12 protein-coding genes are annotated in these 10555 nt (G+C 70.9%); 2 read left to right on the plus strand and 10 right to left on the minus strand.

The genetic code is table 11. The features are described from left to right. Nucleotides 1–50: 50 nt before the first annotated feature. Both ACZ5C2_RS17865 and ACZ5C2_RS17870 read right to left on the minus strand, forming a co-directional pair. Nucleotides 51–584, minus strand: a complete 534-nt coding sequence (locus ACZ5C2_RS17865) for a DUF2617 family protein (protein WP_468791491.1) — start codon at nucleotides 582–584, stop codon at nucleotides 51–53. Nucleotides 585–986: 402 nt separating this feature from the next. Beyond that, nucleotides 987–1238: a hypothetical protein gene (locus tag ACZ5C2_RS17870; RefSeq protein ID WP_468791494.1), complete on the minus strand. Its 252-nt coding sequence runs from the start codon at nucleotides 1236–1238 to the stop codon at nucleotides 987–989. A 140-nt stretch (nucleotides 1239–1378) separates the two neighbouring features. Here ACZ5C2_RS17870 and ACZ5C2_RS17875 point away from each other — a divergent pair, with 140 nt between their 5' ends. Further along, a complete protein-coding gene (locus ACZ5C2_RS17875; RefSeq protein ID WP_468791497.1) occupies nucleotides 1379–2569 on the plus strand; it encodes a pyridoxal phosphate-dependent aminotransferase in 1191 nt (396 codons plus the stop codon). Nucleotides 2570–2586: 17 nt separating this feature from the next. On the opposite strand, the gene ACZ5C2_RS17880 is transcribed toward ACZ5C2_RS17875, so the two are convergent. From ACZ5C2_RS17880 to clpB, 8 genes are all read right to left on the minus strand, one after another. Next, nucleotides 2587–2937 (minus strand): hypothetical protein, encoded by a 351-nt coding sequence (locus ACZ5C2_RS17880; RefSeq protein WP_468791500.1) that lies wholly within the window; start codon nucleotides 2935–2937, stop codon nucleotides 2587–2589. Next, the gene (locus tag ACZ5C2_RS17885) at nucleotides 2934–3281 is read right to left on the minus strand and encodes a prevent-host-death family protein (protein ID WP_468791565.1); all 348 of its coding nucleotides are present in this window, start codon (nucleotides 3279–3281) and stop codon (nucleotides 2934–2936) included. The genes ACZ5C2_RS17880 and ACZ5C2_RS17885 overlap by 4 nt, the downstream gene beginning before the upstream one ends. After that, nucleotides 3163–3960 (minus strand): hypothetical protein, encoded by a 798-nt coding sequence (locus ACZ5C2_RS17890; protein WP_468791568.1) that lies wholly within the window; start codon nucleotides 3958–3960, stop codon nucleotides 3163–3165. Before ACZ5C2_RS17890 ends, ACZ5C2_RS17885 begins: the two co-directional genes overlap by 119 nt. Before the next feature lie 43 nt (nucleotides 3961–4003). Then, the gene (locus tag ACZ5C2_RS17895; protein ID WP_468791503.1) at nucleotides 4004–4900 is read right to left on the minus strand and encodes a hypothetical protein; all 897 of its coding nucleotides are present in this window, start codon (nucleotides 4898–4900) and stop codon (nucleotides 4004–4006) included. A 314-nt stretch (nucleotides 4901–5214) separates the two neighbouring features. Next, complete coding sequence (locus tag ACZ5C2_RS17900) at nucleotides 5215–5409, minus strand: DUF397 domain-containing protein (RefSeq protein WP_468791506.1); 195 nt, start codon at nucleotides 5407–5409, stop codon at nucleotides 5215–5217. A 246-nt stretch (nucleotides 5410–5655) separates the two neighbouring features. Continuing rightward, nucleotides 5656–6273 (minus strand): DUF1707 SHOCT-like domain-containing protein, encoded by a 618-nt coding sequence (locus ACZ5C2_RS17905; RefSeq protein WP_468791509.1) that lies wholly within the window; start codon nucleotides 6271–6273, stop codon nucleotides 5656–5658. Nucleotides 6274–6469: 196 nt separating this feature from the next. After that, the gene (locus ACZ5C2_RS17910; RefSeq protein WP_360400463.1) at nucleotides 6470–6997 is read right to left on the minus strand and encodes a type III secretion system chaperone family protein; all 528 of its coding nucleotides are present in this window, start codon (nucleotides 6995–6997) and stop codon (nucleotides 6470–6472) included. 180 nt (nucleotides 6998–7177) lie between these two features. Further along, nucleotides 7178–9775 carry an ATP-dependent chaperone ClpB gene (gene clpB, locus ACZ5C2_RS17915; protein WP_468791513.1) on the minus strand — a complete coding sequence of 866 codons (2598 nt, stop codon included), beginning with the start codon at nucleotides 9773–9775 and terminating at the stop codon, nucleotides 7178–7180. A gap of 148 nt (nucleotides 9776–9923) precedes the next feature. On the opposite strand from clpB, the gene ACZ5C2_RS17920 reads away from it, so the two are divergent. Then, on the plus strand, nucleotides 9924–10340 hold the full coding sequence (locus ACZ5C2_RS17920) for a pyridoxamine 5'-phosphate oxidase family protein (RefSeq protein ID WP_468791516.1): 417 nt from the start codon (nucleotides 9924–9926) through the stop codon (nucleotides 10338–10340). Nucleotides 10341–10555: the final 215 nt, after the last annotated feature.

The following is a 10555-nucleotide window of genomic DNA, read 5'->3' on the forward strand; positions in this document are numbered from 1 at the left end:
GTTACGTCACTGCTCCACCGCGCAACGTCACCCACACGCGTGATATTTGTTTACGGCCGCACCGCACCGGAACCAGCCAACGCCCGCACGCCCACCTTCGACCGCGTGGCCACCAGCTGCCCCTCCTGCGGGTACGCGTGCCAGGTCCGCCAGTGGACCTGGCCCTCGTGCCACTGGGCGAGCATCGCCGTGAACGCGTGCGGGCTGCCGGGAAAGACACCGGCCAGGCCCTGCGGATGGTCGGAGACCAGGGCGAGCAGCTCCTGGGCCCGGCCCGCGAACGACCCCGGGGTCAGCACCTCCACCCGCGCGGCGAACTCGTACTCCCAGTCGCCCGCCCGCTCGGCCACACCCAGGGGAAGCGGCGTACTGCTGCCCGGAATGCACGCCACCGTCTCCGAGCAGAGGCCCCGCTCCTCCTCCACCAGCACCTGGTGGGACGCGCCGAGCAGCCGCAACTGGAGCTTGACCCCGGCCAGTTCTAGATCGAGCGTGGCCAGCGCGGGTAGCGGCTCACGCCCCAGGGCCCAGGCGAGGTCGGCCGCACGCGTATCGGAATAGGCGGTGTTCAGGGTCGTGAGCATGGATCGGCTCCGCAAGCACACAAGGAGAGGGAGGAAGGGGTCCGCGCGCCCCGGTCACATCGGGGAACTCGGCGCGACAGCCCGGTCGCCCGGCTGGAAGAAGGGTCCGCGGGGGTCCGGGGGCTGCGCTGGTGATTTATAGGGAATCATGAACTGTGGCGCCACCACAGCGTTTTTACCCAACTTCGTGGGCTTTCCATCCCCGCGGGGGCTCCCCAGCTCAACTGTTCAACCCCTGAGTACGCCCTCGAGTGACGGCGTACGCCCTCTTCACGCACCGGCCCCGCACTCAACCGGAAGCGGAGGCCCCACCCCCGCACCGCACCCGGCGGGGCCCGCCCCAGTGCGGACCCCGCCGACGCGGACGCGCCTTCCCCCGAAGCGGAGGCGAGCTGCCCCGTGTCAGCCTCCTCCACCGCCGCATCCGCCGCCTCCGCCGCCTCCGCAGGACGACCCGCTTCCGCAGGACGAGCCACCGCCGGAGGACGAGCCGCAGCCGGCCCCGCCGCTGCCCCCGCCCTCGTTGTCGGACCACCAGCCGCCGCCGTTCCTGCCCCGCCGCCCCCTGGACGGGCCGGCGGCCCTGCGCCTGCTGGCCACACCGGACCCGACGAACAACAGGACGAGTACAGCCAGGATGATGCCGAAGGTCATGGCGCCACCCTCCTTTCGAATCCCCCGTGATCCCCCGAAGCAGCCCCCCGTGGGCGCCCCGCTCACGTGTGTGACCGGGAGATGCCCCCCGCCCGCGCGGCCCAAAGCAGAGTTGAGGAACTCCAGAGGTTGGGCGCAGGATGGCCGGCATGACCTCCAGCGCGCGTCCCCTCCTGAACCGCCGACTCGCCGAGTTCGGGACGACGGTCTTCGCCGAGATGTCGGCCCTGGCCCTGCGGACCGGAGCCATCAATCTGGGCCAGGGCTTCCCCGACACCGACGGACCCGAGGAGGTCAGGGAGGCCGCCGTACGGGCCCTGCGCGACGGCCGCGGCAACCAGTACCCGCCGGGCCCCGGCGTCCCCGAGCTGCGCACCGCCGTCACCGCCCACCAGCAACGCCACTACGGCCTCTCCTACGACCCCGACACCGAGGTCCTGGTCACCGCGGGCGCCACCGAGGCGATCGCGGCCGCGCTGCTCGCGTTGCTGGAGCCCGGCGACGAGGTGATCGCCCTCGAGCCGTACTACGACTCCTACGCGGCCTGCATCGCCATGGCCGGCGGCACCCGCGTCCCCGTCACGCTCCGCCCGCGCGAGGGCCGCTTCCACCTCGATCTGGACGAACTGCGCGACGCGGTCACCGACCGCACCCGCCTGCTCCTGCTCAACACCCCGCACAACCCGACCGGCACGGTCCTCACCCGCGAGGAGCTGACCGCGATCGCCGAGCTGGCGGTGGAGCGGGACCTCCTCGTGGTGACCGACGAGGTCTACGAGCACCTGGTCTTCGACGACGCCGAACACATCCCCCTGGCCACCCTCCCCGGCATGCGGGACCGCACGGTCACCATCTCCAGCGCGGGCAAGACGTTCTCCTTCACGGGCTGGAAGGTCGGCTGGGTCACATCGACGCCTGACCTGGTCACGGCCGTACGCTCGGCCAAGCAGTACCTGACCTACGTGGCGTCCGGGCCGTTCCAGTACGCGGTGGCGGAGGCACTGACGCTCCCTGACAGTTACTTCAGCGCGTTGTGTGAGGACATGCTGGCCAAGCGGGACCTGTTGTCGACGGGGCTTCGGGAGGCGGGCTTCGAGGTCTTCAGTCCCGCGGGTACGTACTTCATCACCACGGACATCCGCCCTCTCGGCGAGACGGACGGCTTCGCCTTCTGCCGGGCCCTCCCGGAAAGAGCCGGTGTGGTCGCGATCCCGAACGCGGTCTTCTACGACCACCGCGAGCAGGGCGCCCCCTTCGTCCGCTTCGCCTTCTGCAAGCGGACAGGCGTACTGGAGGAGGCCGCGCGCCGCCTCAAGACACTGGGCGCATAGGGCCCTGGGCCGTTGGGCTATTCAGTGTCCTTCGGGTGTCGCGGAGAGGCGTACACCAGGATCGCAGTCGAGGTGTCCGGGCTGACCAAGTAGCGAACCCGGCCGCCGCTGGTGATCTCGTACTCCCACTGCTCCAGCTCGGAGCCCTTCCATTCCCTGGTGGCGTGCCTGCCGCGGAGCTGGTGCCGACGGTTCCAGTTGGCCCGCGACAGCGGGTCTGTGCGAAGGGCTTCCAGGCAGCGATGCGCGTTCGGCAACGCCACCCGGCACAGCTCCTCCCAACCGGTCGCGGCCTCCGTCGTCCCGTGGATGACGTTCCAGCCACTCAGCGGAGGGACACTGACCCGATCGCCTTTCTTCGGGCTCACCCGTGCACCTCGACCGGGCCGAGGTCGACGTCACCGAGCGGACGGAGTGCTTCCCTGAGCTGGTCAGGGTCAGCGTTGATGCGGGCAGTTGCCCGCCACGAGACGATCGCTCGGTGCACAGCCTCCCTGGCACCCAGCTCAGCGGCGTCGGACAGCGCGTCCAGGAGCTCGACGGTGAATTCCCGGACTTCTTCGTCGTCCAGGTGACGCACCCACGGGAACACCTCAGGGAGCGCGAGCAGAAGCGACCTGGCGCCACCGTCCTGCTTCATCAGGGCAAGGAACAGCCGGGACGCCGTGGTCAGGTTTTCCTCGCTGCGCTCTGCGTGTATGGCCGTGGTCAGCACCATGTCGGGCGCGTCTCGGTGCGTGACACGCAGACACCCCAGGGCGGCGGCCCTCGCGGCGACCGCCTTCGGGTTCCGGGACAGATCGGTGAACGCGGTTGGCAGCCACGACGGGTCTTCCCTGCCCGAACCGCGGATCGATCACGACGGGGACGGACTCCGGGTACTGCCTGAGTCGCAGGCTGGTGGGGAAGTCGTCGTCGGGCCCCCAGTTCAGGTAGCGGAGGTACTCGGAGACCACCTCGTGGATGGGAGCCTGCCCGTCCCGGGCTCTGCGGAGATCCCCCAGCCCATGCTCGACGAAGATGTCCACGCCGTCCGTCGCGATCCGCTTCGACACAAGGCCGTAGGGAGTGTCGAAGGCGTCCCGTACGGCGGTGGCCGCTTCCCTGATCTCGCTCATCCGCAGTCCCAGGGTGCGCAGGGAACGGAGGACATGCGCCTCGGCCACCGCGATGAACGGCACCGAGGGCTGTCCCTTGCGCAGCGGTTCCACCTGGTGGACCAGCGGCGCCCCGGCGGCCCTGCTCTTCAGCCATGAAAGGAGCGTCGACTGCGGAATCTGCAGGTGAGAGGCTGTCTCCGTGGGGGTCAGAAGCCCGTCATCGAACCGATCAACCATGCCCCACCTCCTCCGTCTGTCATGTCCGCCAGCGGATCTCGTATCGTCCCACATCAAGTCTCCCGTCCGGCGAGCGATCACACACCCTCCGATCCGCTCAGCCGGCCGCACGAAGGAGACCTCCGACGAGCCGGCCTCGGCAGTCCCGGCAGCGTCCGGGTTCCGGTGCTCGGAAGGCGCGCTCGCAGCCGTCGCAGGTCTGGAAGGGCGGCACGGCCGAGCGGGCGGGGAGCGGCGAGAGGGAGGCCGGGGGTGGCGCGGGCAGCGGTGTCTCCCGGAGACGGAAGGCGAGGATGCCCACCGGACGGGTCAGGAACGGGTCCGGGAGTCCCGCCGTGAGCGATGTCCTGATCTGGGAGGGGGAGACGCCGGCCGCCAGCCACGCGGTGACGGCCGGTGCCAGACGCGCGGCCTCCCGCTCGGAGAGGACGAGACGTGGATCCACGCGGCGGAGGGAGGCCAGTACGGCGACTGCCCGAGGGTCGGCGTCCGCGAGCGCGGCCGGTTCTTCCGGCTGGTCCGGGGCGGGTACGGGAGTTGCCTGCGCGGCCGCCGAGGAGGGGACCGGGCGCTCGGCCGCGGACGGCTTGCGGGGCCGGGGCGGCCTCGGTGGCCCGTCCGGGTCCGGGTCCCTCCGCGGATCGCCGCCCGGTACGTCATAGAAGTACGTCCGGGTGCGGATCTGCCCGGTGGGCAGGCGTTCGCGGCGGCGCTCCAGGTATCCGGCGGCTTCCAGTTCCCTCAGTGCCCGGGAGATCAGGATCTCGCCCTCGGTGAAGTGCCCGCACAGGGCGGCGATGCTCACGGGGGTGCCGGTGGGCAGGGAGGCGATGTAGACCGCGACGCCGATGGTGACCGCGCTGCCGCGCCGCTGGGCTAGGGCGTTGGCGATCACGGTGAAGTCGGCCGTGAGGCGGGTGCGTACGTGGATCACGCCGGAGGTCGGAACTCCGGCGTCGGCGCGCAGGCGCGCGTTAGACTGCGAGTCAGCCATCGGGAAGGGGTTCTGCTTCCTGATCGGTGAGGCCCTCGTTCGGGATGCCAGTCCCGGCCGGGGGCCGTATCTGTTTGCGGTTGTCGAGCTTGTTTCGGCGAACGTAGCCGTCCGCGTCCCGCGCCTGCAAGCCGGTCACTCGCACGAGTGACGCGGGCCGTCCGACGGGGAGGGTGGGCGGGCGGGTAGTTCTTTCTCCCGGTTCTTTAGGGAGGTCAGCGGCCCACCGGACCCTCGCGAACGAGGAACCGGCGGGCCCGGAAGACGGACGGTGACCGGGGCCCGGCCTACTCAGGCACGGTGGTGTTCGGCCTTCAACTCACCATGAAGGCGGCCCAGGACGCTGCTTCGAAGGACAGCACCGGGCCGTGCGGGACCTTGCTGTCACGGACGGGGACGACGGCCCGGAACCCGTCGGCCACCTCCACGCAGTCGCCGCCCTCCTGATTGCTGTAGCTGCTCCTGCGCCACACGACGCCGTTCAGATCGGGACGGGACGTTCGCTCCACGATGGTTGTCCTCCCTCACGGATCGGATCATGTCGAGCGACATGAGTGGGGGCAGAGCTGCCGCCCGCAGCCGATCGTAGGTCAGCGCGAGACTCCTGACCTCGTCCGGTTCCTCGATGAGTTGCCCGTAGACGCGGGCGGCAGCTTCGAGGCGGCGGCGTCCGCGACCTCGACCCGGACCAGGCCTGCCCCCTCGTCGAGGATGAGTCGCAGGCTGAAGTGGTGTCCAGGGAATGGACACGCATCCTAGCCCTGCGCCGGGTTGCTGTTCAGCTTGCGCCGCTCCCAGCGGTTCGGGTGACGGACGACCACTCCCGCCACGCCGCCGGACCCGGTGAGCCGGATCAGCGGGGTTCCCGGGAGCCGGTCCGACGTGGTCTTGTCCTTCAGGCCGCCGAAACCGGGGTCCATGGCGCTGGTGTCCACGGCCCAGCCGTCGGGGAGGACGATCGTGACACCGGCCGCCTCCCCGTACGCCTCCACCATGACCTCCGTGAGGCGGCACTCGACCCGGGTGAAGTCGATCTTCACCCCCGCCATGCCGCCGTGAGCGATCACGTGCGCGGGGACCTCCCAGCGCCCTGGGCCCCGGGACGCTCCGTGGAGGCCGCCCTTGAGTACCAGGGGCGGCCGGTCCCCGGCGGACTCCTGCCCCGGCAGATCGGCGGTGAGGACGGCCAGCTCGGCGTAGGTCTTGGACGTGAGCGCCTGCTCCAGGCGGGCATCCAGCTCGTCGAGATCGATGCGCCCCTCGGCTGCCGCGTCGCGCAGCCGCTCCACCACCGCTTCCCGGTCGTCGTGGGAGGCGCGGAGTTCGCCCGAGGGAGCGGGGCGCGAAAAGGGCTCCGGAGGCTGGGCTGTCATGGCCACAAGAATAAGCAGCCGGCGGACCGAACGGGCCGGGACCGCGGGCCGGGACCGCAGCCGGGATCCCGGCCGCGGCACGAGAAAGCCCGCCCCCCGGGACCGGCCGTGGTGCGGCCGGTGTCAGGGGGCGGGCTCTCCCCGCATGCGGCGCGTACCTGCCGGCACCCGCCGAAACGTCCTGCTCGGAGACGGACTACTCGTCGTCCCCGGGCTTGTCCGCCTCGTTGACGTCCTGCTCCAGGCCGAGCTGCTCGACGAGCCACTTGTCGAACTCGATCGCGGCCCGCACCCAGCTGACCGTCGAGGAGACGAAGTGCTCCAGGCTGACGCCCATGCCGATCAGCATCTGGGCCTCACCGATGAGGCGGACCGTGCCGTCGTCGTGGGTGTGCGTGTAGACCTTGGGCCACAGGGTGCGCCGGTTCCAGTCGTCGATGGACTCGAGCAGCTGGGGCTTCTCGTCGATCTGGTGCGGCCGGTCGTAGAACGTCCGGACGGAGAAGATCTGCTGGTCGTCCTCCCCACGGAACATGAAGTAGGTGCGGAACTGCTCCCACGGCGCCGCGAGGTCACCCTCGTCATCGACGACGTACTTCAGCTCCATCTGGTCGAGGAGCTGCTTCACGAGGTCCTGATCCGGGACGACGGGGCCCGCCGGTCCTTGCGGCTGCGGCTCGGGCTGGCCCCCGAAATTCGGAATCGAGGACGGGTCGATGGTCATACTGGGACACTCCTACGTCGTCTGGCGTCCGGCCGTCGCTGAGACCAGACGTACTCCCACCCTCTCTCTCTTGCCCCGTGCCCGGCAACCTGCCCCGGCCGACAGCGACGATCGGAATCGGCCGTCGGCACGAACGGCCGCGTCCCGCCCCGGCCTCCTGGCCGGAGCGGGACGCGGGAGCTACAGCGTCTTGCCCGTCGCCGGTCCCACCAGCAGCCCGTCCTCGACGCGGTCCACGCGGACCGTGTCGCCGTCCTTGATCTCGCCGGAGAGGATCTCCTTGGCGAGGCGGTCGCCGATGGCGGTCTGGACGAGGCGGCGCAGCGGGCGGGCGCCGTAGGCGGGGTCCAGGCCCTCCTCGGCCAGCCAGGCCAGCGCCTCGGGGGTGACGTCCAGGGAGAGGCGGCGTTCGGCGAGGCGGCGGGAGAGGGACTCCAGCTGGAGCTTCGCGATGCGTTCCAGTTCGGGCTTGGTCAGGGCGGAGAAGACCACCAGGTCGTCGAGGCGGTTGAGGAACTCGGGCTTGAAGGAGGACCGGACCACCTCCAGGACCTGTTCCTTCTTCTCCGCCTCGGTGGTCATCGGGTCGACCAGGTACTGGCTGCCCAGGTTGGACGTCAGCACCAGGATGGCGTTGCGGAAGTCGACGGTGCGGCCCTGGCCGTCGGTGAGGCGGCCGTCGTCGAGGACCTGGAGCAGGATGTCGAAGACCTCGGGGTGGGCCTTCTCGACCTCGTCGAGGAGCACGACGCTGTACGGGCGGCGGCGGACCGCCTCGGTGAGCTGGCCGCCCTCCTCGTAGCCGACGTAGCCGGGGGGCGCGCCGACCAGGCGGGCGACGGAGTGCTTCTCGCTGTACTCCGACATGTCGATGCGGACCATCGCCCGCTCGTCGTCGAAGAGGAAGTCGGCGAGCGCCTTGGCGAGTTCGGTCTTGCCGACGCCGGTGGGGCCGAGGAAGAGGAAGGATCCGGTGGGGCGGTCGGGGTCGGCGATCCCGGCCCGGGAGCGGCGTACGGCGTCGGAGACGGCGCGTACGGCCTCGGTCTGGCCGATGAGGCGCTTGCCGAGTTCGTCCTCCATGCGGAGCAGCTTCTGGGTCTCGCCCTCCAGCAGGCGGCCGGCCGGGATGCCGGTCCAGGAGGCGACGACGTCGGCGATGTCGTCGGCGCCGACCTCCTCCTTGACCATGGTGTCCACGGCGACCTCCTCCTCGGCCTCGGAGGCGGCCACCAGGTCGCGTTCCACGCCCGGGATCTCGCCGTAGAGCAGCTTGGAGGCGGTGTCGAAGTCGCCGTCGCGCTGGGCGCGTTCGGCCTGGCCGCGCAGTTCGTCGAGCTTTTCCTTCAGTTCGCCGACGCGGTTGAGGGACTGCTTCTCCTTCTCCCATCGGGCGTTGAGGCCGCGCAGTTCCTCCTCCTTGTCGGCGAGGTCGCGGCGGAGCTTGTCGAGGCGTTCCCGGGAGGCCGCGTCGGTCTCCTTGCCGATGGCGAGTTCCTCCATCCGCAGCCGGTCGACGGCGCGCTGGAGTTCGTCGATCTCGACGGGCGAGGAGTCGATCTCCATGCGGAGGCGGGAGGCGGCCTCGTCGACGAGGTCGATGGCCTTGTCGGGCAGGAAGCGGGAGGTGATGTAGCGGTCGGAGAGGGTGGCGGCGGCCACGAGGGCGCTGTCGGCGATCTGGACCTTGTGGTGGGCCTCGTAGCGGCCCTTGAGGCCGCGGAGGATGGCGATGGAGTCCTCGACGGACGGTTCGGCGACGAGGACCTGCTGGAAGCGGCGCTCCAGCGCCGGGTCCTTCTCGATCCGCTCGCGGTACTCGTCGAGGGTGGTGGCGCCGACCATGCGCAGTTCGCCGCGGGCGAGCATGGGCTTGAGCATGTTGCCGGCGTCCATGGCGGAGTCGCCGCCGGCACCCGCTCCGACGACGGTGTGCAGCTCGTCGATGAAGGTGATGATCTGCCCGTCGGAGTCCTTGATCTCGGCCAGGACGGTCTTCAGCCGCTCCTCGAACTCGCCGCGGTACTTGGCGCCGGCGACCATGGCGCCGAGGTCGAGGGCGACGAGCCGCTTGTTCTTCAGCGACTCGGGGACGTCGCCCTTGATGATGCGCTGGGCGAGGCCTTCGACGACGGCGGTCTTGCCGACGCCGGGCTCGCCGATGAGGACGGGGTTGTTCTTGGTGCGGCGGGACAGCACCTGCACCACGCGCCGGATCTCCTGGTCCCGTCCGATGACGGGGTCCAGCCTGCCTTCGCGGGCGGCGGCGGTGAGGTCGGTGCCGAACTTCTCCAGGGCCTTGTACTGGCCCTCGGGGTCAGCGGTGGTCACCCGGCGGGCTCCCCTCGTCTTCTGGAAGGCGTCCTGCAGTTTCTTCGCGGTGGCACCCTGCTTCGAAAGCACCGCGCCGGCGGCTCCGCCCTTGGCGGCGATGCCGATCAGGAGGTGCTCGGTGGACAGGTACTCGTCGCCGAGGTCGCGGGCGCGGGACTGGGCGTCGGCGATGACGGCGAGCAGCTCACGGTTGGGCTGCGGCGGCGCCACGGTGGACCCGGTGACGCTCGGCAGGCCGGCGAGGGCCCGCTCGGCGCCGGCGCGTACGGCGGCCTGGTCGGCGTCGACCGCGGCGAGCAGGTCCGTGATGTTCTCGTTCTCCTGCCCGGCGAGCAGGGCAAGCAGCAGATGGGCGGGGGTGAGGTCGGGGTGCCCCTCGGTCACGGCCCGGTTTCCGGCTGCGTTGATCGCGTCCCGGCTCCGGTTGGTCAGCTCGGCGTCCACGTGTCCGTTCTCCTCCTTGGCGGCCTTCGGTGACCCTCAGCGTGGCCCTCTGCGGGCTCCGCGGCTGACTCGGTCAACGTACACAAACTTGAGTCTATTCCACTCAAGGTGGTGGGTGGGAGTGCGGCAGGGGCTAAGTTCCGGGGTCATGGCCCTCACGTATTCGGTGGATCCGGGCGATCCGGACGCGTCGTACCTCAGCTTCTGGCGCGAGCGGCACCTGTGCACACTGACCACCCTCCGTCCGGACGGCACCCCGCACCTGGTACCCGTCGGGGTGACCTACGACCCCGGGGCGCGGCTCGCCCGGGTCATCACCAACGGGACGAGCGCCAAGGTGCGCCACGTGCTGGCGGCGGGGGCGGAGGGCGCGCCCGTCGCGGTCTGCCAGGTGGACGGCAGGCGGTGGGCCACGCTGGAGGGGCGCGCGGTGGTCCGTGCGGAGCCGGAGCGCGTCGCGGAGGCGGTGCGGCGGTACGCGGAACGCTACGGACGGATGCCGTCGCCGAATCCGGCCCGGGTGGCCATCGAGATCACGCTCACCCGCGCGATGGGGCGCGGATGAGGCGGGCGGTGCGGTTCGCACCGCCGAGCGATGGATTCCGGCCGTCGAACACGCGCACTCGCGACCGCGACAGCCGGAAATATCCCGCAAAACTGCAGCGGGGGGGGGGGGGGGGGGGGGGGGGGGGGGGGGGGGGGGGGGGGGGGGGGGGGGGGGGGGGGGGGGGGGGGGGGGGGGGGGGGTGGGGAGCGGGCGGGGGGGGGGGGGGGTAGTGG

Source organism: Streptomyces sp. NPDC031365, assembly GCF_055569765.1.